Origin of the sequence: Halomarina ordinaria (assembly GCF_030553305.1) — an archaeon.
GTDB lineage: Archaea > Halobacteriota > Halobacteria > Halobacteriales > Haloarculaceae > Halomarina > Halomarina ordinaria.
In genome coordinates this window covers 2,239,862-2,260,700 of record NZ_JARRAH010000001.1, presented here as the reverse complement: position 1 = coordinate 2,260,700, position 20,839 = coordinate 2,239,862, and the positions used below count along the sequence as shown (strand labels likewise).

At 68.7% G+C, this 20,839-nt stretch carries 16 protein-coding genes and 1 tRNA gene; 10 read left to right on the top strand and 7 right to left on the bottom strand.

From position 1 onward, the window contains the following. Window positions 1-18 precede the first annotated feature (18 nt). The 4 genes from P1Y20_RS12145 (at window position 19) to P1Y20_RS12130 (ending at window position 3,742) form a co-directional block, all read left to right on the top strand. A tRNA-Pro gene (locus P1Y20_RS12145) sits at window positions 19-91 on the top strand. A 280-nt stretch (window positions 92-371) separates the two neighbouring features. Beyond that, window positions 372-1,184 (top strand): helix-turn-helix transcriptional regulator, encoded by an 813-nt coding sequence (locus P1Y20_RS12140; RefSeq protein ID WP_304448923.1) that lies wholly within the window; start codon window positions 372-374, stop codon window positions 1,182-1,184. A 157-nt stretch (window positions 1,185-1,341) separates the two neighbouring features. Further along, a complete protein-coding gene (locus P1Y20_RS12135) occupies window positions 1,342-2,517 on the top strand; it encodes a flavin-containing monooxygenase (RefSeq protein WP_304448922.1) in 1,176 nt (391 codons plus the stop codon). Between the two features lies 1 nt (window position 2,518). After that, the gene (locus tag P1Y20_RS12130) at window positions 2,519-3,742 is read left to right on the top strand and encodes an FAD-dependent oxidoreductase (RefSeq protein WP_304448921.1); all 1,224 of its coding nucleotides are present in this window, start codon (window positions 2,519-2,521) and stop codon (window positions 3,740-3,742) included. A 449-nt stretch (window positions 3,743-4,191) separates the two neighbouring features. On the opposite strand, the gene P1Y20_RS12125 is transcribed toward P1Y20_RS12130, so the two are convergent. From P1Y20_RS12125 to P1Y20_RS12115, 3 genes are all read right to left on the bottom strand, one after another. After that, on the bottom strand, window positions 4,192-4,890 hold the full coding sequence (locus P1Y20_RS12125; protein WP_304448920.1) for a hypothetical protein: 699 nt from the start codon (window positions 4,888-4,890) through the stop codon (window positions 4,192-4,194). Window positions 4,891-5,239: 349 nt separating this feature from the next. Beyond that, on the bottom strand, window positions 5,240-8,419 hold the full coding sequence (locus P1Y20_RS12120) for a PAS domain S-box protein (RefSeq protein ID WP_304448919.1): 3,180 nt from the start codon (window positions 8,417-8,419) through the stop codon (window positions 5,240-5,242). A gap of 352 nt (window positions 8,420-8,771) precedes the next feature. Next, window positions 8,772-10,016 carry a S8 family peptidase gene (locus P1Y20_RS12115; protein WP_304448918.1) on the bottom strand — a complete coding sequence of 415 codons (1,245 nt, stop codon included), beginning with the start codon at window positions 10,014-10,016 and terminating at the stop codon, window positions 8,772-8,774. A 422-nt stretch (window positions 10,017-10,438) separates the two neighbouring features. On the opposite strand from P1Y20_RS12115, the gene P1Y20_RS12110 reads away from it, so the two are divergent. Then, window positions 10,439-10,603 (top strand): hypothetical protein, encoded by a 165-nt coding sequence (locus P1Y20_RS12110; protein WP_304448917.1) that lies wholly within the window; start codon window positions 10,439-10,441, stop codon window positions 10,601-10,603. Between the two features lie 70 nt (window positions 10,604-10,673). Here P1Y20_RS12110 and P1Y20_RS12105 read toward each other — a convergent pair whose 3' ends face one another. Further along, a complete protein-coding gene (locus P1Y20_RS12105) occupies window positions 10,674-11,438 on the bottom strand; it encodes an Lrp/AsnC family transcriptional regulator (RefSeq protein ID WP_304448916.1) in 765 nt (254 codons plus the stop codon). A gap of 275 nt (window positions 11,439-11,713) precedes the next feature. Here P1Y20_RS12105 and P1Y20_RS12100 point away from each other — a divergent pair, with 275 nt between their 5' ends. Together P1Y20_RS12100 and P1Y20_RS12095 are read left to right on the top strand one after the other, a co-directional pair. Then, window positions 11,714-12,160: a universal stress protein gene (locus P1Y20_RS12100; RefSeq protein ID WP_304448915.1), complete on the top strand. Its 447-nt coding sequence runs from the start codon at window positions 11,714-11,716 to the stop codon at window positions 12,158-12,160. 51 nt (window positions 12,161-12,211) lie between these two features. Beyond that, entirely contained in the window at window positions 12,212-14,464 is a 2,253-nt protein-coding gene (locus P1Y20_RS12095) for an amino acid permease (RefSeq protein WP_304448914.1), read from the top strand. A 54-nt stretch (window positions 14,465-14,518) separates the two neighbouring features. Here the strand turns inward: P1Y20_RS12095 and P1Y20_RS12090 are convergent, their stop codons facing one another. Further along, window positions 14,519-16,054: a TrkH family potassium uptake protein gene (locus P1Y20_RS12090; RefSeq protein ID WP_304448913.1), complete on the bottom strand. Its 1,536-nt coding sequence runs from the start codon at window positions 16,052-16,054 to the stop codon at window positions 14,519-14,521. Window positions 16,055-16,200: 146 nt separating this feature from the next. Between P1Y20_RS12090 and P1Y20_RS12085 the strand changes: the two genes are divergently transcribed. Further along, on the top strand, window positions 16,201-16,647 hold the full coding sequence (locus tag P1Y20_RS12085; protein WP_304448912.1) for a hypothetical protein: 447 nt from the start codon (window positions 16,201-16,203) through the stop codon (window positions 16,645-16,647). 7 nt (window positions 16,648-16,654) lie between these two features. Here P1Y20_RS12085 and P1Y20_RS12080 read toward each other — a convergent pair whose 3' ends face one another. Beyond that, on the bottom strand, window positions 16,655-17,440 hold the full coding sequence (locus P1Y20_RS12080; RefSeq protein WP_304448911.1) for a hypothetical protein: 786 nt from the start codon (window positions 17,438-17,440) through the stop codon (window positions 16,655-16,657). A 117-nt stretch (window positions 17,441-17,557) separates the two neighbouring features. Here P1Y20_RS12080 and P1Y20_RS12075 point away from each other — a divergent pair, with 117 nt between their 5' ends. Further along, window positions 17,558-19,654 (top strand): minichromosome maintenance protein MCM, encoded by a 2,097-nt coding sequence (locus tag P1Y20_RS12075; protein WP_304448910.1) that lies wholly within the window; start codon window positions 17,558-17,560, stop codon window positions 19,652-19,654. On the opposite strand, the gene P1Y20_RS12070 is transcribed toward P1Y20_RS12075, so the two are convergent. After that, on the bottom strand, window positions 19,651-20,415 hold the full coding sequence (locus P1Y20_RS12070; protein WP_304448909.1) for an SDR family oxidoreductase: 765 nt from the start codon (window positions 20,413-20,415) through the stop codon (window positions 19,651-19,653). The genes P1Y20_RS12075 and P1Y20_RS12070 overlap by 4 nt on opposite strands. Before the next feature lie 108 nt (window positions 20,416-20,523). On the opposite strand from P1Y20_RS12070, the gene P1Y20_RS12065 reads away from it, so the two are divergent. After that, entirely contained in the window at window positions 20,524-20,832 is a 309-nt protein-coding gene (locus P1Y20_RS12065) for a DUF7968 family protein (RefSeq protein WP_304448908.1), read from the top strand. The last annotated feature ends 7 nt before the right edge of the window (window positions 20,833-20,839 follow it).

Sequence of the window (20,839 nt, the reverse complement as noted above, 5' to 3'; positions counted from 1 at the left end):
TCCCGTCTGTCCGCCTGCGGGACCGTGGGGTAGCTTGGTATCCTTCAGCGTTTGGGACGCTGTAACCGCGGTTCAAATCCGCGCGGTCCCACTCCTGTACGAGGAACGAACGTGACGAGTCGAGAGTGAACACCGTGCGGTTTGAACCGGACGAGAGCGAGCGAAATGAGGTCCCGACGAGGTTCAAATCCGCGCGGTCCCACTCTCGCTGCTTCGAACGAAGTGAGGAGCGCGAGGTGTACGAGTACGTGGATTCGAATCTAAAAAATAGACGAGGACACGCCACCTGACCCGCCAATCCCCTCGAACGTACCGTTGCCTGTCTCTCTCCCCGGTAGAAACGCTAACGTGCTCGCCCCCCTATCTCGCGTATGACTGGGGGTATCGACAACATCCAGTTCCTGGCCACGTCGGCTCACCGCGTCGGGGTCCTCGAGACGCTGCGGGACGGACCGACAGACCGTCGAGGGCTGTGTGAGGCCACCGGCGCCTCCTCGCCGACCGTCGGACGGGTGCTCGCCGACTTCGAAGAGCGTAGATGGCTCCGCAGAGACGGCTCCGCGTACGGGTTGACCCGCCTCGGCGAGTACGTCGCCGACCGGTTCCTGACGTTCCGCGACGCGATGGAGGTCGAGGAGAAGCTTCGCGACGTCTGGCAGTGGTTGCCGGTCGAGATGCCGGGGTTCGACGTCGACCTCTTTGCCGACGCGGTGGTCTCCTATCCCGGGCCAGGGTACCCCTACGAGCCCGTCGAGCGCCTCGGCCGGCTCATCGCGTCGACCTCGTCGTTACGCGGGTTCGACAACATCGTCTACAAGTCGAGCAATCTCGAGACGGCCTGCGGCGCGGTCCTCGAGGGAATGACGTTCGAATACGTGTTCACGCCCGAAGCCCTGGAGGGGATGTTCGCCTGGGACCCGGACCGAATCGTGGAAGTCGCCGCCTGTGAGAACGCGACTGTCCTCGTCCACGACCACCTCCCCGACGGCGACCGCTGCGGCCTCGGCATCGTGGACGACCGGGCCGGAATCTGCTGCCACGACGCCGAGACAGGGGCGCTCGTCGCTGTCATCGATACGGACGCCCCGGAGGCTCGCGACTGGGCCATCTCGGTCTTCGAGCGGGTTCGCGCGGAGGCGACGCCAGTAGACTCCGGCACCTTCGAGTCTCGCGCGCACTCGTAACGCCACTGGCGACGACCACCGCCGTCGAACTGACACACCGGTCAGTCGGGACACTGGATGTGGCGGGCACCTGGCCGACCGAGATTTCAGGGCGTGAAATCCTGCACGCGGCATCATCACGTCCCTCCGGTGCGTACGCTCGCCAGGGGACGAAGACATGACCGAACGACACGACACCGTCGTCATCGGCGGCGGCCAGGCCGGACTGGCGACCGGGTACTACCTGCAGCAGCACGACCGGGACTTCGTCATCCTCGATGCGAGCGAGCGCGTCGGCGACGCGTGGCGGGCCCGCTGGGACTCCCTCCGGGTGTTCACGCCCGCCCGCTACTCGAGCCTACCGGGGATGGACTACCCGGGCTCGCCGTACGCCTTCCCCACGAAGGACGACGTGGCCGACTACCTGGAGACCTACGCCCGGCGGTTCGACCTGCCCGTCGAACTCGGCGTCCGCGTGGTCGGGCTGGGACGGAGCGGCGACGGCTTCCTCGTCACCGCGGACGACCGGCGAATCGAGGCGGAGAACGTCGTGGTGGCGATGGCGAGCTACCAGGTCCCGAAGGTCCCGGAGTTCGCGGCGGAGCTCTCCGACGACGTCCTCCAGTTGCACACGAGCGACTACCGCAACCCCGGTCAGCTCCAGGACGGGGACGTGCTCGTCGTCGGAGCGGGCAACTCGGGTGCCGAAATCGCCCTCGACGTCGCCGACGAGCACGAAACGTGGCTGTCGGGACGGGACGTCGGCCACGTGCCGTTCCACATCGACTCGTGGGTCGGCCGTCACCTCGGGGTTCCGTTCGTGATGCGCGTGCTCTTCCACCGGGTTTTCACGACGGGGACACCGATTGGGCGCCGTATCCGCCCGAAGGTGCTCTCACAGGGCGGTCCGCTGGTACGCACGAAGCCGAGTGACCTGACCGCGGCCGGCGTCGAGCGGGTGCCTCGCACGACCGGCGTCCACGACGGTCGCCCCGTTGTCGGGGACGGCGGCGTCCTCGACGTCGAGAACGTCGTCTGGTGTACCGGCTTCCGCCCTGATTTTTCGTGGATCGACCTCCCGGTCTTCGACGGGAAGGAACAGCCCAAGGAACCCGTCCACGTGCGCGGCGTCGTCCCGGACGAGCCGGGGCTCTACTTCGTCGGCCTGTTCTTCCTGTACGCGATGACGTCGGGGCTGTTCACCGGCGTCGGCAGGGATGCGGAGTACGTCGTCGACCACCTGACGTCGACAGCGCGACAGCGGCAACCTCGTCCGAGCCATTCCGGGCTCGTCGGCGACCACCCACACAGTGCCTCGTCAGAGGACCCTTACGTGAGTCGTCCCAAACCGTGACATGACTCTCGAGACGGGCGTCCTCGTCGTCGGTGGCGGCGCGACGGGTGCCGGCGTCGCTCGTGACCTCGCGCTCCGCGGCGTGGACGTCGCGCTGGTCGAGCGCGGTGGACTGACCAGCGGCACCTCCGGTCGCTCTCACGGGCTGCTCCACAGCGGCGCCCGCTACGCCGAGGCCGACGCGCGCGGCGCCGAGGAGTGCCTCGAGGAGAACGAGATACTCCGAGACGTCGCCGGTGCCTGCATCCGCGACACCGGCGGTCTGTTCGTCCAACTCGCCGGAGACGACCCGGGCTACTTCGAGACGAAACGGAGCGCCTGCGCGGACGTCGGGATACCGACGGAGACGCTCGACGGCGACGAGGCGCGCGAAATCGTGCCGGACCTCGCGCCGGAGACCGAGCGCGTCCTGCGGGTGCCCGACGCGGTCGTCTACCCGTCGCGCCTCGTCGCCGCGAACGCCGGCGACGCACGCGACCACGGCGCGACGATACACACGCACGCGCCCGTCGAGGACGTGACGGTCGAACGCGGGCGGGTGACGGGCGTCCACGTCGGCGGCACGGTCGGCGACCGAATCGAGGCCGACTACGTCGTCAACGCGACGGGTGCCTGGGCGGGCGAGTTCGCCGCGATGGCCGGGCTCGACGTCGAGATGCGCCCCACCCGAGGCGTCATGCTCTCGGTCGAGTACGCCGGCCTCGGGCCGGTACTCAACCGCTGTCGGAACCCCGCCGACGGCGACATCGTCGTGCCCCACGGGACCGAGGTCGTCCTCGGCACGACGAGCGTCCCCGTCCGTGACCCGGACGACTACGGGACGGACCCCCGGGAGGTCGAGACCAGCGTCGAGGAGTGTGCCGCCATGCTCCCGCCGGTCGCGGACGCACCCGAGACGCGAACGTGGTGGGGCGTCCGGCCGCTGTACGCGCCCGACGAGGACGAGCGCGGCGGACGCGGCATCTCGCGTGGGTTCTTCCTCCTCGACCACGCCGCGGACGGCGTCGACGACGTGGCGAGCATCGTCGGCGGCAAGCTGACCACCTATCGCCGGATGGCGGAAGCGACGGCCGACCTCGTCTGTGAGAGACTCGATGTGGACGCCCCCTGCGACACCGCCGACCGACCCCTCCCGGCGGTCGACCGACCGGAGCGACTGGACGCCCTCGTCGCCGAGTTCGACGGGCAGGGACCGACGGACGAGGACGTCGTCGGCGCGGAGTGACCCCGGGGAGCGTCGAAACGCGGTCGACCGCCGTGTGGCCGCACACACTCACTGGCAGTCTCGTGCGTCCGACCGTCACCGGAGCGCGTCCGTCTCTGTCGTCAGGACGACAGTCAATCGGGTGGCCGACGAGCGACCGGGCACGTACGTCGTCCGATTGCTCCTCGGGGCCGTCGAACTGCTCTTCCCGCGTCGGTTGATGGACGTCGCGATGAGAGACGCGGTCGAGGAGGGGTGCGACGTGCCGTTCGCGAGTCGACTGGGTCGCTCAGAGGGACTCGTCATCGTCCAGTGGACGCTTCGCAGGCGCATACGCGCTGAGGCCGCGTCACGAACTGACGGGACGACGTGGACACTGGTGAGCAGTGCCATGGGTCGGTCGTGGGGACGTCCGGGACGCCGGACCGAAAAAGGGCCGCGAGGTGGTATCCGTCGAGTCAGGGTCGGAGTCAGTTGTACTCCACGTCCGCCTGCTCGCCGTCGCTCTCGACGTCGAAGCCGTTGTCGCCGCCGACTTCGAGGAAGTCGCCGTCCTGTTCGACGTCGTTGGTGCCGTCGTCGTACTCGACGTCGCCGTCACCGCTGTTCTCGAACTCGACGTCGTCGGTCTCGTACTCGAGTTCGCCGTCGGTCTCCTCGATGCTGCCGTCGGCGGTCTCGATCTCGAGCTCACCGGTCTCGCCGTCGAGTTCGATGTCGACGGGCCCGTCCACGCTCTCGAAGTCGAGGTCGCCGTCGGCGCTCTCGTAGTCGAGGTCGTCGTTCTCGATTTCGGCGCCGTCGGCGTCCTGCTCGAGTTCGAAGTCGTCGCTCTCGAGGTCGACGTCCTCGCCGTCGTTGGCGGTCTCGTACTCGAGGCCGTCGTCGTCGTTCTCTACTTCGACGTCGCCGTCACTATGGGTGATGGACTGGTCGTCGCTCTCGATGTCGAGGCCGTCGTCGACGCTCTCGACTTCGACCGCACCATCGCCGCCGTCGTTCGCGCTGTCTCTCGTCACGTTGTCGCTCTCGGCGTCCCCGTCCCCGTTCCCGTCTCCCTGGGAGTCACTCTGTGCGGCGAGTGCGCCCATGGAGCCGAGGACGACGGAGACGACCACGACGATGAAGAACGCGGACTTCAACGCCTGTCGCATGTCGATATCTGTCATTGGTATCACGTCGTTCGATGTGTTCGATGCCCCGGTCGGGGGGACGATTCGAGGTTGAACTGCCAACCACGAGAACTGTCGACCTAGCGCCGTCGGCCGCACGGAGTCGACGAGGTTAGGGTCCCGGGCGGCGCCAGCGCGCGGGGGACCTACGATAGATGGGTGACGGCCACAACCGGACCTACCGTCACGCGGCCATGAGTTGCCCGCCGCGGGGAGTGACCCGGCCGGTCGGCGGCCTCGGCGTCACGGACGCTCGTGACCCGAGCGGGCGCGAGAACGGGGCGAGAGCAGGACGAGAACGGGGCGAGGACGGGGCGCGTTCGTGCGCGTCGAGGAGGCTCGACGCTCAGTGGTCGTCGGTTCCGCTCATGAACGCGTCGAGGAGTTTCTGTTCGGCCTTCCGGAGGTGCTGGTGGAGCGTCGGCGACGAGACGCCGAGCGAGTCGGCGAGTTCGGCGGCGGTGTTCTCCCGCGGCCAGTCGTAGTAGCCCGACGCGTAGGCCGATTCGAGCGCCACGCGCTGTTTGTCCGTGAGGGCCTCCTCGACCTCCCCCCGGAACTCGGCGGCCGTCTTGACCGGGTGGTTGACGTCCCGCTTCGCGACCAGGTCGGAGTGGGGGTAGCGCCGCCTGAACGCCTCGACGACGTCGCGGATGTCGGCGGTCAGCGGGGCCTCCGCCACGAGGCGCCCGACGCCCTCCTCGGCGGTCATGGTGCGGACCGTCGCGCCGACCTCGATGAGCACGCTCGACGTGGACTCCGTCTTCGTGACCTCGAGGAGGACGTCGCCGTCGTGTTCCCCCACGACCCGGGACTCGGTGATGGACGGCATCGCCTCGGCGGCGGCGAGCGCCTCGTCCAGCGGAACGTCGAAGAGCCGGAGGTACGAGAGGAACGCCCCGCCCTGGAGGGCCGTCTCGTGTTCGAGGTGACAGCGGCACCCCAGGCGGTCGGACAGCGACACCACCGTACTTCGGTCGTCGTCGACCTCGAACTCGAGTTCGACGATGGTGTCCGAGAGGAGGAGTTTGCGGTTCAGCGCGGCGTTGATGGCGAACCCGACGACGTCGCCGAGCACCCCGAGGGCGGCCCGCGGCGTCTCGCCGAAGGCGTCCTCGCGCGAGGTGTCGATGACCAGGACGCCGTATATCTGGCTCCCGTACATGAGAGGGACGGCGGCGACCGCCTCCATCTCGTGCGGCGGGTCCGTCTCGGGGCCGACGAGCGCCGGTTCGCCCTCCGAGAGCTGGTACTGTCGCACGATCTGGACCTCCCCGGTCCGGATCGCCCGGACGACGACCCCGTTTCCGATCTCCGAGGTGGGCATCGTGTCGAGCGCGTCGAGGTAGTCGTCGTCGATGCCGGCGCCGACCGTCGGCGTGACGTCCTCGTCCGTCACGTCCGCGGCACCGATCCAGGCGCGCTCGTAGAAGCCGGAGGTCACGAGTCGGTCACAGACGGTCTGGTTGATCTCCTCGCGGGTCGTCGCGCTCGTCAGTCGCTGGATGAGTTCCTCGATGAGGGTCGCGATCTCGTTGAGCGTGCCGAGCTGGTCGCGCTGCTGGCGGAGTTCGCGTTCGTTCTCGCGGAGCATCCGGTCGCGCTCGCTGCGTTCGAGCGCGACCCTGACGCCCGCCGCCAGCAGTTCGGCGTAGTGGACGTCCGGGTCGTCGGTGTCGGCCGGCCGGACGAAGGCGGTCATCGTCCCGTGGTCGCCGAGCGGGAGGTGGACGCTCAGGCGGTTCGAGACGTCCTCGTCGCGTTCCGCGACGACCACCTCCTGGTGTCGGTAGGCGCGACCGGCGAGCGTCGCGTCGAGGTCGAACGCGAGGTGGCGGTCGAGGAGCGCCTGCGCCTCGTCGGTCGTCGCGGCGAGTTCGAGCGCGTTCGCGTCCTCGTCGAACAGCCTGATGCAGGCGATGTCGGACTCGAGGACCTCGCCGAGGGTCGCGAGCGTCCGCCGCGTGATGGCCTCGGTGTCCTCCGCGACCATCAACTCGTGGCTGACCTCGCTGAGCGCCTCGAGTTTCCGCTCGTGGGCCTTGTGCTCCGTGATGTCGCGCACGACGTACACCAGTTCGCCGTCGTCGAGTTCGGTGAGCGTCAGTTCCTGGGGGAACGTGCTCCCGTCTTTCCGCCGGCCGACGGCCTCCCCGCGCCAGCGGCCGTCGCGCCTGACGGCGTGCAGTATCTCCGTGTCGAGCCGTTCGACCTCGTCCTCGTCGTACAGTTGCGTCCACGTCCCGCCGACGAGGTCGATGGGGTCGTCGTAGCCGTAGATGGCGGCGTGGGCCTCGTTGACGTAGAGGTACTTGCCGTTGGCGTCGAGGATGGCCATGCCGTCGGTCGTCGTCTCCATGGCGGCCGAGCGCTGGCGGATCTCCTGTTCGGCCTTCCGTCGCTCGGAGACGTCGCGGACGAGCGCGAGCACGTGCGGACGGTCGTCTATCTCGATACGCGACGCCGATATCTCCGTCGGGAGGACCTCGTCGTCGACCGTGAAACAGCAGAGCTGGTCGGTCCAGCCCGACCCGTCGCGCACGACGGTCACGATGAACTCCTCGAACAGGTCCCACTCCGTGAGGTGGATGTCGGCCGGGGGCAGCGAGAGCAGTTCCTCGCGCGTGTACCCGAGGAGGTCACACGCCTGCGGGTTGCACTGCTCGTACCGGTTGCGTTCGGGGTCGAAGATGAGGATGGCGTCGTTGGCGTACTCGAAGACGGTCTCGAAGCGCTCTTTCGCCTCGCGGAGTTCCCGCTCTCGCTCGGTTCGCTCCGAGATGTCCGTGTAGATGGCGTAGGCGCCCGAGTTCCCGCTGGCCTCGAAGGGGAAGACGCGCAACAGGAACTCGCAGGGGCCGTCGGCCGTCCGGCGACGGACCTCCGCGCGGACCTGCTCGCCGTGGAGGAGGCGCCGCACGAGCGACCGGTGGTGGTCGTGTTCCTCGTCTGGGACGAGGACCGAGTCGAGCGGGCGGCCGACGACCGAGTCGGCGTCGTACCCGAAGACGCTCTCGAACGCGTCGTTGACCGCCCTGACGACGGGCTTGCCGTCGCGGAAGTCGCAGTCGACGATGGGGTCGCTCGACGTCTCGAACAGCGTCGCGCGACGGTGGCGCTCGGTGCTGAGCCAGTGGGTCGGGTCGGGGTACTCCGGCGCCTCCCGGAACGCCACGGTGTAGAACTGTCGCCCCTCGTACTCCGTCTCGCGGACGGAGAGGCGAACCGAGACCTCCCGTCCCTCGCGGTTCAGCATCGTGAACTCGCGTTCGAAACCGTCGCTGGGGTCGACCTCGAACGGCGTCCAGGCGCGGACGATCTCGAGCGTCGAGAGCTGTTCGTCCGGGAAGAGGCGACTCACGGGGGAGCCGGCGAGGGTGCCGGGGTCGTACCCGAGGAGTCGCTCGGCGACGCGGTTGGCGAACGCCACCACGTCGTTGTCGTCGAGGATGACGACGCCGTTCGTCGTCGTCTCCACTACGGTCTCGAGGAGCGTAGTGTCGACGTTCGAACGCGAACGTGTCATATTAGGTATGAAATCTGCGGTCGGGACGAAAATGTGTGGTACCTTATTACCGAGGTTGTTGCGGATATCAGTTATATTCATAGAAGTAATAATGTAATAATTCCTGTATGTGGTGCTTCGGCCGATACCGGACGTCGGATTCGAACGGGCGACGTGCGTCGGGAGACGCGGTCGAACCGTCCCGCACGTCAGCGTCCAGGTGGCGCGAGACGTTCGGGGCGGTTTCCCCGCGGCCGTCGGTTCCCCCCTTGGTACCGAGAGGAGTTCAAGAGAGTTCGTATCGGAGCGACACGTTCGGGGGTAATTCGAACGCGTGACGCTCACGCGAGGAAGCACCTCCCGGGGGCGTACGTCAGTCGAGGTCCAGCGCCGCCGCGACGTCGACGAGTCCGTTCCCCTGTTCGGACTCGTCGAGGCCGAGGTCCCGCGCGCTCTCGCGGAGGCGCCGGCGCGCCTCCTCGTTCGAGTACCCCTCGCCGAGCAGGAGTGCGGCCGCGCCGGTGACGTGCGGGGACGCCATCGACGTGCCGGAACTCTCGCCGTACGCCTCGTTCGGTGCGGTCGAGTAGACGTCCTCGCCGGGCGCGACCACCTCGACCTCGGGGCCGGTCAGCGAGAACTCCGCCATGTCGCCGGTGCCGGTCGTCGCCGCGACCGCGACGACCTCCTCGAAGACCGCCGGGTAGCGAATCCCGGAGTTGTCGTCGCCCTCGTCGGCGTTGCCCGCGGCCGCGACGAGCAACACGCCCCGCTCGTGGGCGTACGTGCAGGCGTCAGCGATGACCTGCGAAGGGGTCTCCTCGCCGATACTGAGGTTCGCGACGTCCATCCCCTCGTCGGCGACGAACTCGATGCCGGCGGCGACGTCGGCGGCGTCGATGCCGTCGGCGGTGCCTATCTTCACCGCCGAGAGGGTCGCCTCGGGGGCGACGCCGACGACCCCGCGTCCGTTGTCGGCGGCGGCCGCGATACCCGCGCAGTGCGTCCCGTGGCCGTGGGTGTCCTGCCACGCCGGGCCCGTCGCGTCCTCGCCGTCGCGAATCGTGATGCTCGTGCCGTCCTCGTCCTCGTCGACGACGACCTCCTCCTCGCGCTCGGCGAACGCCTTGCCCCCGCCGAGGTTCGACTCGAGGTCGGGGTGGCCGCTCGCGATACCCGTGTCGACGATGGCGACGGACGCGCCGCGACCCGTGACGCCGCTCTCGTGGAGGCGACCGGCACCGACGCGCTCGACACCCCCCGGGAGCGTCTGTTCGGCCGGCCGGTCCTCGCCCGACTCGTCGTCGAGGAGCCGCAACTGTCCGTTCCCCTCGACGTACCGCACGTCCGAGCGCGACGCGAGCCACCCCACGACGTCCGCCGGGAGACGGAGCGTCAGGGCGTCGAAGTCGAACTCCCGTACGACGTCGTCCGCCGCCGAGAGCGCGGCGTCGAGGCCGCTCTCCTCGGCGTAGCCGACGTTGACCTCGACGAACTCGTCGCGTGCGTCGACCAGCGCGCGGCCCCCGACGCCGAGCGCCGTCGCGCCGCCGAGCGCGCCGACCGTCTTCAGAAAGTTCCGCCGACCGAACCGCGTAGATGTGTCTCTGGATGTCATAGTGTGTCTCTCTGCCGTCCGTTTCGTGGCTGAGCGGTACGATTCCCGCCCTGTACGCCGTCGAATCACCCCGGGCAATTAAATCCCTCGAAACTCAGTCACTCGTTGTCTTTAGAGGTCAATTACACCAAGATACTCAGAAGTTCCGCCTCATATTCGACGAACTATCGAAAAAACGGAGGCGTCGGCGTCGGATAGATACTCACTCCCCGCGCGCGGTCAGTGACGGGTTCGAGGAGGTCCCGTCGCGAGTCGGTGTCCGACGGGTGGGCTAGGCGGACGCGACCCTAACCGGTTAGGCGAACGGCACACCCTGTCGGACCACCAACAGGAGGTCGGGCGTTCGTGGCGGACGATGTCGGGCGACGCGCGGGGCGTGCGCCGGGCGGTACGCCGCGCCGTCCACCGAGGAGTGATACCCCATGAACGTCCAGGGAGACGATACGCCGACGGGTCCGCCGCCGACCGAACAGACCGTGTACGTGATTCTGGACATCGGCGGCGACGGCTCGCTCCTGTACGACTGCGAGACGCCGGGGGCCTGGATATGGGCCACCCGCGTCGTCGCGGTCGACGACTGGCGGTGACGCCACCCGGCAGGCCGGCCGGTCGTCCGACGTCTCGCGCCCCGGGACCGACCCGGGGGTCACGGTCACGTCACCCTTCGTCCCGTAGCGCCTCCGTCGCGGCGAACGCCTCGAGCACGCGGTCGGTGTCGCCGCTCCTCGACAGCACGGTGACGATGTCGTCGGACTGGACGACGGTCGTCCCGTGGGGAGTCAACACCCGGTCGCCGCGCTCGATGGCGATGACGAGCCAGTCGTCGTCGAGGACGCCGTCCCGTGCCGCCTCCGCCAGAGTGAGGTCGACGATGGGCGCCTCGTCCGGCACGGTCACGTTGACGACGTTCGCCTCCCCGGTGAGGCTGACGAAGTCCGTCGCCTCGGTGGCGGGAACCGCCTCGTCCGGTCCGAACGAGGTGTAGGGGCTGTGCGTCTCGGCTTCGACCAGCGTCTCGTCCTCGAGTTCGATACCCAGCCGGGAGAGCGCCCGGGCGATTCGCCGCAGGTGTTCCGTGTCCTCGCCGACGGCGACGACGTGGAGGTTCCGGCGACCGGTCATCAGCTCCCGGACGTTGATGACGCCGGGAATCGCGCTCGCCTCCTGGGCGAGGACCTTCCGCTCGGAGACCGGCGCGTTACAGACGTAGAGGTTGGTCAGCTGGCCGTCGGCGCGTTCGAAGTCTATCTCGGCGGTGTACCCCGTGATGACGCCGTGTTCTTCGAGCTGGTTGATGCGGTTGCGAATCGTCCCCGGCGAGACGTTCACCGCCTCCGCGATGGTCGGCGCGGAGGTGTTCCGGGCGTCACGCATCAGTTCGTAGACGATACGGCGGTCGATCTCGTCGAGCCGATACTCCATACGCCCGTCTCTCGGCACGAGACGTTATACCCCTGTCCCGAACCACCGCATTGCTCAATCATTAATATTTGCCCGTGTAGATTACTGAACGAGTAATTATTTCGGAGCTATTATGCGTATTCCGTCCGTAGCGCCGGGCATGACCCCCATCGTTTCGGCACGGTCCGGACGGCAGAACGCGGTGTACACCGGGTGTCGACGTCGACACGCCACCACTCGCGCCGGGCGACGCACGGCCGACCCGCGGACGGCACGGCCGACGCACGTCGTCGGCCGTGAGCACTGAGTCGATGGTGTTACTCGACCACGTCCTCGTCCCCGTCGCGAGCGACGAGGACGCCCACGCGACGTGTGCCGCGCTGCGGCCGTACCTCGACGCCGTCGAGCGCGTCACCGCGCTGCACGTCATCGAGAAACGCCCGAACGCGGTCGACAAGGCGCCGGTCGAGAAGCGGCGCGAGGACGCCGCCGCGTTCCTGGGTATCGTCGAGGCGACCCTCGGGGACGTCGTCGGGGTCGACACCCGGACCGCGTTCGGCACGGACGTCGTCGAGACGGTCTTCGAGGAGGCGGTCGACGCCGACGCGACGGCGGTGGCGTTCCGTCCGCGAGGCGGCGGTCGCCTCGCGCGACTGCTGGCCGGCGACACGGCGACCCGTCTCGTGACCGCCCCGCCGCGTCCGGTCCTCGCGCTCCCCGAAGCGGAGACGGAGGTGGCCTGACGCGATGGTCGCTCGCACGACCCCGCTGGCGCACCCCGAGGTGGTCGCCACATGAGCGACGAGGAACTCGCGAAGGACCTCGGCCTCGTCTCGGCGATGACCATCGGCATCGGGACGATGATCGGCGCGGGCATCTTCGTCCTCCCCGGGGTCGCGGCCAGAGCCGCCGGTCCCGTCGTCGTCGTCTCCTTCGTCGTCGGGGGCGTCATCGCGATGGTCAACGCCCTCTCGGTCTCGGAACTCGGCACCGCGATGCCGAAGGCCGGCGGCGGCTACTACTACGTCAACCGGGCGCTCGGCCCCCTGTTCGGTTCCATCGCCGGTCTGGGCGACTGGATGGGCCTCGCGTTCGCGAGCGCCTTCTACAGCATCGGCTTCGGTCAGTACCTCACGACCCTCGCCCCGGTTCCCGGTATCGCCTTCCTCAGCGACATCCAGGTCGGGGCGCTCGTCGCCGGGAGCGCGTTCGTGTTCGTGAACTACGTCGGCGCGAAGGAGACCGGCGGCGTCCAGACGGTCATCGTGACGCTCCTGCTCGCCATCCTGGGGCTGTTCGCGCTCCAGGGGTGGCTGTCGTTCGACTACGCGACGCTGACGGGCGAGGGAGGGCTGGCGCCGCTCGGATACGGCGCGGTGTTACCCGGCACCGCGCTGGTGTTCGTCTCGTTCCTCGGGTACGCGAAGATAGCGACGGTCGCGGAGGAACTGAAGAACCCCGGTCGGAACCTCCCGATAGCCATCATCGGGAGCGTCGCCATCGTGACCGTCCTCTACGCGATACTGGTGAGCATCATGCTCGGCGTCGTCCCGTGGCCCGAGTTGAGCCAGAGCGCGCCGCTGACGCAGGCCACGCGGGCCGCCTTCCCCGGCGGCTTCGCCGGCGTCGCCGTCACCGTCGTCACCCTCGGCGCGCTCCTGGCGACCGCCTCCAGCGCGAACGCCTCCATCCTCGCCTCGGCGCGCATCAACTTCGCGATGGGCCGGGACAAGATCGTCACGAACTGGCTCAACGAGATTCACCCGAAGTTCGCCACGCCCTACCGTTCTATCGTCCTCACCGGGGGGCTCATCGTCGTCTTCATCGCGCTCCTCGGCCAGGACCTCGAAGTGCTGTCGAAGGCGGCGAGCGTGCTCCACCTCGTCGTGTACGCGCTGATGAACGCCGCGCTCATCGTCTTCCGCGAGGCCGACGCGCCGGAGTACGACCCGGACTTCCGGGTGCCGCTCTACCCCCTCACGCCGCTGCTCGGCATCGTCCTGTCGCTCGGCCTCCTCGGGTTCGTCGGGAGCCGGGAACTCGCGCTCTCGGCGGCGTTCGTCGTCGGCGCCGTCGTCTGGTACTTCGCGTACGCACGGCGCCACACCGACGGACAGGGGCTCCTCGGCGAGTACATCCGGACGCGAGGCGAGACGATGCCCGAGACGGTCGTCACCGCCGCGGAGACCGTCGCCCCGGAGAGCGCGGCGCGGGCCGACGGCGCGTCGACGGTCATGGTCGCGCTCTCGAACCCCCGGACCGAACGGGCGCTCATGACCCTCGGGGGAGCCATCGCGAAGCACGAGGGCGGACAGGTGCTCGCGACGCACGTCGTCCAGGTGCCGGACCAGACGTCGCTCGCGGCGGCGGCCGCCCAGCGGACCAACCTCTCGCGCGAATCGGAGCGGCTCCTGACCGACGCGCGGGCGGACGCCGAACGCTTCGACGTCCCCGTCGAGACGCAGACCATCCTCTCCCACCGGGGGGTCGAGGAGGTGTTCGAGGCGGCACGCACCCACGACGTCGACACCGTGGTGATGGGCTACGGCGGCGCGCGGTTGGCCGGCGGCCGCGTCGAGGGGACCCTCGACGAACTGACCCGGGACCTCCCCTGTGACTTCCTCGTGCTCAACGAGCGCGGGTTCGACCCCTCGAAGGTCCTCCTGCCGACGGCTGGGGGCTACTCGTCGGACCTCTCCGCGGGCGTCGCACGGGCGCTCAGGCACACCGTCGACGCGGACGTCTCCGTCCTCTACGTCGCCGACGAGGGCGAGACCGAGTCCGGTCGGGCGTTCCTCGCGGAGTGGGCCGCGGACCACGGCCTCGCGGACGCCGAACTGCTCGTCGAGACCGGGGACGTCGAGCGCGCCATCGAGGCGGCGGCGACCGACCGGACGCTGGTGGTCGTCGGCGCGACCGAGGAGGGACTGCTCTCGCGGGTGGTACGCGGGTCGCTCGCGCTGTCCGTGCTCGAGGACCTCGACACCTCGGTCCTGCTGGCGGAGCGACCCCACGCGCGCTCGGTTCGCGAGCGGCTGTTCGGGTAGCGCCGTCCCGGGGCGGGGACGACCCATGTCCCATGGTGCTGCGTTACCCGGTCGTCAACTGCGCCAGAACGTCGGCGTGAGGACGACCAGGACCGAGAGGACCTCGAGGCGGCCGATCCACATCAGGAACACCATGTAGAGCTTCGCCGGCACCGAGAACGGGAGGAAGTTGTTCATCGGGCCGGCGAGGCCGAACCCGGGGCCGACGTTGCCGAGCGTCGCGATGACGACGCTCGTCGCCTCCAGCGAGGTGATGTCCAGCCCGACGCGGAGCGCGTCGAGGTAGAGCAGGACCGTCGAACCGGTGAACAGGAGGAGAAAGAGGAAGACGAAGACGAAGATGTCCTGAACCGTCGACTCGTCGACGGTGCCCCGCGAGAGGCGAAGCGGGCGGACCGCCTCGGGGTGGACGGTCGTGAACAACTGGCGCTCGGTCGCCCGGTAGACGACGTACCACCGGATTATCTTGACCGAGCCGGCCGCCGAACCGGCGGAGCCGCCGAGGAACATGGCGAACAGGAGGGTCAGCTGCGCCACCTCCCCCCAGGTGTTGAAGTCCATGCTGGCGTACCCGGTGGTGGTGACGATGGCGACGGTCTGGAAGACGCCCTGTCGGAGGGCGTTCTCGACGTCACCGGGGATGACGCCGACGTTCGTCGGCGTCTCGGCCAGCCCCACACCGAGGAACAGCAACCCCGAGACGAGCAGGCCGACGACGGCGACGACGAACAGGTACGCCCGGAACTCGGAGTCGCCCGTCAGTCGGCTCGGTCGGCCCTGGAACGCGTACCAGAGGAGCGCGAAGTTCGTCCCGGCGACGAGCATGAAGGCCACCATCGCCCACTGAATCGCCGGCGAGAACGCCTCCGCGCTCCGCGCCTCGGGGGAGAAGCCGCCGGTCGGCATCGTCGTCAGCGCGTGGGCGACGGCGTTGTAGAGGTCCATGTTCGGCGCGAGGCCGAGGAGGTGCAGCGCGTAGAAGACCGCGGCCGCGGCGACCGTGAACAGGAGGTATATCTTCCACAGCGCGCGGGCGGTCTCCTGAATCCGCGGGGTCAGTTTCTCTATCGAGACGCCCGGCGACTCCTCGCGGATTATCTGCGCGCCGCCGACGGAGAGTTCCGAGAGGATGGCGACCATGAGGACGATGATACCCATCCCGCCGAGCCACTGGGTGAGCTGTCGCCACAGGAGGACGGAGCGCGAGTGTCGCTCGAAGGAGATTTCGCCGAGAACGGTCGCACCGGTCGTGGTGAACCCGCTCATGCTCTCGAAGAGGGCGTTGACGGGGTGGGCCACCGTCCCCTGCCCCGCCACGAGGTAGGGAATCGTCCCGAAGAGCGGGACGACCAGCCAGGTGACGCTCACCATCAGGAGTGCCTCGCGGCTGCCGAGGTGGCGGTCGGTCTCGGCCCGTTCGAGGCCCGCGCCGACGCCCGCCATCGCGGCCGTCGTGACGAGAAACGGGAGGAGCGCCTCGCCGTAGTACAGCGCGGCGAGCGCCGGGACGAGCGGCGCCAGCGAGAGGCTCTTCAGTATCGTCCCGAGGTAGCTGAGTGCGGAGCGGTAATCGACGGTCGTTCTCGACATGGGGACCAACAGTTACAGCGGACCGCTGTTCCCCTCACGCTACCAGCGACCGCCGCAAAAAGGTCACTGTTCGAGGAGAGTCGCGCCGCCGGGGAATCCGTGGTCGCCACGAAGACACATCAGGGTAGGGGGCGCTAGTGGGACCGATGAACGACGACGAACCGTCCCCGCGACCGCCGGAGGGTCTCCCGGACGACGTCGCAGCGAGGCTGCGGGCGTTGAACGGACACAGCCTCCGGATGGCGGTCATCTACGCGCAGGAACTCCTCTCGGCCGACCACGACCCGACCCCGCAGATACGGCCGCTGCCCGGGGAGGAGATCGTCCGCGTCGTCGACCACCCGGGATACGTCGAAGTCCACAAGCGCCAGCCCTGCGAGCACGGCTGTCCGGAGTGTCCCCACGGCCCCTACGTCTACCACGTCACGAACGAACGGCACGTCGACGGGGACGAGCGCCTCCACTGGCAGTTCGTCGGCATCTCGACGACCGACGAGGAGACGACCGACGAGGAGACGACCGACGAGGAGACGACCGACGAGAAGACGACCGACGAGAAGACGACCGACGAGAAGACGACCGACGAGGAGTGACTCCCGCTCACGCCGCCGGCCGGCCGTCGCCCTGGTCGGTCAGCGCGCGCGCGACGACCCCGTCCTCGTCGACGAGGACGGCCCAGTCGTCGGCGACGTCGCACCGGCCGTCGAGGACGTGTTCGGGGACGAGCGGCGCAGGGACCGGCGCGTAGCCGGCCTGCTTCATCGCACGGATGGTGGGGAAACTGGCGAGGCGGTGGCCCTCGCGGTCGGCGACGTGGATGCGCTTGTCGTCCGCCCGGGCGTAGGAGTAGGGGAAGGCGCGCGCCGGGGGACAGGAGAGCGAGGCGGTGGAGTCGAGGACCGCCACGACCTCGCCGTCGTCGTAGAGGACCAGGCGGGGCGCGCCCTCGCCGACGGGCACCTCCTCCCAGCGGAACTCGGGGAAGAAGCGTCGACAGAGGGCGAACCCGCGGTCCGCGAGGCGGATGCGGTCGGGCGCGGCGTAGAAGGTACGCATGCCGGCGCTCGTCTCTCGGACCACGAGCGGCGGGTCGGTGAGGACGTCGCGGATGGCCTCGGCGTCCGCTGCGGAGGCGACGAACGCGCAGAGGCGGTCGGCGGCGACGGCCCCGGCGACGCGTTCGACGACCGTCGTCGGGTCGACAGTCTCGAGGCGCTCGATAGCGACCGACCGCTCGTCGTCGGGGAGGTGGTCGAGGAGGGGACGCGCGGCGGGCGTCGGCGTCGCCAGCGCGTCCGGCTCACCTCGGTCGTCCGGGCGCGTCACGTCGTAGCCGCGCTCGCGCAGGAACCGGACGCCGGAGGCGAGGGTCGGTGAAACGGTCACATCGATGCGTAGGCACCCGAGCGACAAGAAGGACGCGGGGCGGGCGTGACCGCGTGTCGGGGTCACTTTCACTCCGCTGTGGGAAGGTTTTAATCCGAACGGGCGCAAGCCACGGTAATGGCGCTCGCGGAGGATACCGACATCATCGACTCGTTCGAGGAGTTCTACCGGACGTACTACCGCAACGAGATCGGTGAACTCGCCCGGAAGTATCCCAACGACCAGCGCTCGCTGTACATCTCCTGGACGGACCTCTATCGCTTCGACCCGGAACTCGCCGAGCAGTACCGCAACCAGCCGGGACAGCTCCAGGAGTACGCCGAGGAGGCCCTCAGACTGTACGACCTGCCGGTCGACGTGAGTCTCGGGCAGGCGCACGTCCGGGCGCGCGACCTCGACCGGACGACCGACATCCGGGCCATCCGGGCGCGCCACCGGGGACAACTGCTCAGCGTCCAGGGCATCGTCCGGAAGGCGACGGACGTCCGTCCGAAGGTCCAGCAGGCGGCCTTCGAGTGCCAGCGCTGTGGCACGCTGACGCGCATCCCCCAGACCGGCGGCGACTTCCAGGAACCGCACGAGTGTCAGGGCTGCGAGCGACAGGGGCCGTTCCGCATCAACTTCGACCAGTCGGAGTTCGTCGACGCCCAGAAGATACGCGTCCAGGAGTCACCCGAGGGGCTGCGCGGCGGCGAGACGCCCCAGAACATCGACGTCCACATCGAGGACGACATCACCGGGAAGGTGACCGCCGGGGACCACGTGAAAGTGGTCGGCGTCCTCCACCTCGACCAGCAGGAGTCCGGCCAGCAGAAGTCCGCCATGTTCGACATCTTCATGGAGGGCGTCTCGGTCGAGATCGAGGACGAGCAGTTCGAGGAGATGGACATCACCGAGGAGGAGAAGCGCGAGATCGTCGAACTCTCGAACGACCCGGACATCTACGAGAAGATGGTCGGCGCGATGGCCCCCTCCATCTGGGGCTACGAGAACGAGAAGCTCGCCATCATCCTCCAGTTGTTCTCCGGCGTCACGAAGCACCTCCCCGACGGCTCGCGCATCCGTGGCGACTTCCACATGCTCCTCATCGGGGACCCCGGGACCGGGAAGTCCCAACTGTTGCAGTACGTTCGTTCGATAGCTCCGCGGTCCGTCTACACCTCCGGGAAGGGGTCCTCGTCGGCGGGGCTCACCGCCGCCGCGGTGCGCGACGACTTCGGCGAGGGCCAGCAGTGGTCGCTGGAGGCGGGCGCGCTCGTCCTCGCCGACCAGGGCATCGCGGCGGTGGACGAACTGGACAAGATGCGTCCGGAGGACCGCAGCGCGATGCACGAGGCGCTCGAGCAACAGAGCATCAGCATAAGCAAGGCCGGAATCAACGCCACCCTCAAATCCCGCTGTTCGCTGCTCGGCGCGGCCAACCCGAAGTACGGCCGCTTCGACGAGTACGAATCCATCGGCGAGCAGATCGAACTCGAACCCGCGCTCATCTCGCGGTTCGACCTCATCTTCACCATCACGGACAAGCCCGACGCGAGCCGGGACCGCGACCTCGCGGCGCACATCATCCAGACGAACTACGCGGGGGAGTTGAACACCCACCGGACCGAGGTGAGCACGTCGAACGTCTCGCAGGACGAGGTGGACACGGTCACCGAGCAGGTCGATCCCACGATCGACGCGGAGGTGCTGCGCAAGTACATCGCGTTCGCCAAGCGCACCTGCTTCCCGGTCATGACCGAGGAGGCGCGCGACGAGATAGAGGAGTTCTACGTCGACCTCCGCTCGCAGGGGGCCGACGGCGACGCGCCGGTTCCCGTGACGGCCCGCAAACTCGAGGGGCTGGTCCGGCTGGCGGAGGCGTCGGCACGGGTGCGCCTCTCCGACGAGGTCGAACGCGAGGACGCGAAGCGCGTCATCGAAATCGTCCGGTCCTCGCTGGAGGACATCGGGATGGACCCCGAGACCGGCGAGTTCGACGCCGACATCGTCGAGACGGGCACCTCGAAGACCCAGCGCGACCGCATCCGCGACATCAAGGGCATCATCGGCGAGGTGGAAGCCGAGTACGACGAGGGCGCGCCCGTCGAGGAGGTGCTCGACCGCGCCGAGGCCGCCGGCATCGAGCGCTCGAAGGCCGAACACGAGATAGAGAAGCTCCGTCGGCAGGGGGACGTCTACGAACCCCAGACCGACCACCTCCGGACGGTCTAGAGTTCCTGTTCGGTCGGCCGGACCAGTATCTCGTTGATGGAGACGTGCTGTGGCTGAGTGACGGCGTACGTCATGGCGGCCGCGATGTCGGTCGGCGTGAGCGGGTCCAGCTCCTCGACCATCGCCTCGGTCTCCTCGCGTTCCTCGTCGTCGGGGATGTGTTCCTGGAGTTCGGTGTCGACGACGCCCGGTTCGACGAGCGTCGTCCGGATGCCCTCGCCGACGGTGTCCTGACGGAGCGACTCGGTGAAGCCGTTGACGCCGAACTTCGTCCCGTTGTAGGCGGCGTGACTCGGGAGGGACTTGCGCCCGGCGACCGACGAGAGCTGGACGACGTGGCCGTCGCCGTCGGTCTCGCGCATCGCCTCGACGGCGAAGCGCGTCGCCTTCATCAGGCCGAGGAGGTTCACCTCGACCATCGTCTCGTAGTGGTCCACCTCCGAGTCGAGGAACGGTTCGTTGAGCATCACGCCCGCGTTGTTGACGAGGACGTCGAGGCGGCCGTACTCCTCGACCGCGCCGTCGACCAGTGCCCGCACCTCCGACTCCTCGGCCACGTCCGTCGGGACGACGAGCGCCTCGCCCCCCGCCGTCTCGATGTCGTCTGCGAGGGCGGCGAGGCGCTCCTCGCGGCGGGCGGCGAGCACGACGCGTGCGCCCTCCTCCGCGAGCGCCTTCGCCGTCTCCTCGCCGATACCCGAGGAGGCACCGGTCACGATAGCGACTCGTCCGTCGAGGTCGGTCGGCGACACGTCGACCATGGCGGAAGGAGGACCGCCGGACTGAAAAGCCGCCGAGAGACGGGGCGACTTGCCGGAGGCGAAACCCGCCCCACCAGCCATATGCCGTCCGGCCGCCAACAGTCGGCCATGATAACGCGAGTCGTCCTCTCGCACCCCGAGGACCTGAGCGCCTGGGGTCGCCAGCAGATCGCCACGAAGCACTTCCGGGCGTGGCTGAAACGGACCCACGAGACGTTCGAGGAGGGCGAGCGCTTCGAGGAGTTCTGCGACGTGGGCTGTTGCGGCAGTTCACACGACATCGTGTTCGTCGTCGAGGGGGTGGAAGGGGAGGGAGAGGTGAGCCGGGAGACGACAATCGAGTACGCGGAGCGCGCCGAGTGCGACCTGTCGGGCGGGTGGCGCGCCCAGAGCCGGGCGGGACCGGCGCCGAACTGAGCGAACA

Coding starts and splice junctions, on each gene's coding strand:
- P1Y20_RS12110 (WP_304448917.1), top strand. CDS start 10,439: ATGAACGTCCAGGGAGACGATACGCCGACGGGTCCGCCGCCGACCGAA.
- P1Y20_RS12075 (WP_304448910.1), top strand. CDS start 17,558: ATGGCGCTCGCGGAGGATACCGACATCATCGACTCGTTCGAGGAGTTC.
- P1Y20_RS12130 (WP_304448921.1), top strand. CDS start 2,519: ATGACTCTCGAGACGGGCGTCCTCGTCGTCGGTGGCGGCGCGACGGGT.
- P1Y20_RS12090 (WP_304448913.1), bottom strand. CDS start 16,054: ATGTCGAGAACGACCGTCGATTACCGCTCCGCACTCAGCTACCTCGGG.
- P1Y20_RS12065 (WP_304448908.1), top strand. CDS start 20,524: ATGATAACGCGAGTCGTCCTCTCGCACCCCGAGGACCTGAGCGCCTGG.
- P1Y20_RS12115 (WP_304448918.1), bottom strand. CDS start 10,016: ATGACATCCAGAGACACATCTACGCGGTTCGGTCGGCGGAACTTTCTG.
- P1Y20_RS12125 (WP_304448920.1), bottom strand. CDS start 4,890: ATGACAGATATCGACATGCGACAGGCGTTGAAGTCCGCGTTCTTCATC.
- P1Y20_RS12085 (WP_304448912.1), top strand. CDS start 16,201: ATGAACGACGACGAACCGTCCCCGCGACCGCCGGAGGGTCTCCCGGAC.
- P1Y20_RS12095 (WP_304448914.1), top strand. CDS start 12,212: ATGAGCGACGAGGAACTCGCGAAGGACCTCGGCCTCGTCTCGGCGATG.
- P1Y20_RS12140 (WP_304448923.1), top strand. CDS start 372: ATGACTGGGGGTATCGACAACATCCAGTTCCTGGCCACGTCGGCTCAC.
- P1Y20_RS12120 (WP_304448919.1), bottom strand. CDS start 8,419: ATGACACGTTCGCGTTCGAACGTCGACACTACGCTCCTCGAGACCGTA.
- P1Y20_RS12135 (WP_304448922.1), top strand. CDS start 1,342: ATGACCGAACGACACGACACCGTCGTCATCGGCGGCGGCCAGGCCGGA.
- P1Y20_RS12105 (WP_304448916.1), bottom strand. CDS start 11,438: ATGGAGTATCGGCTCGACGAGATCGACCGCCGTATCGTCTACGAACTG.
- P1Y20_RS12070 (WP_304448909.1), bottom strand. CDS start 20,415: ATGGTCGACGTGTCGCCGACCGACCTCGACGGACGAGTCGCTATCGTG.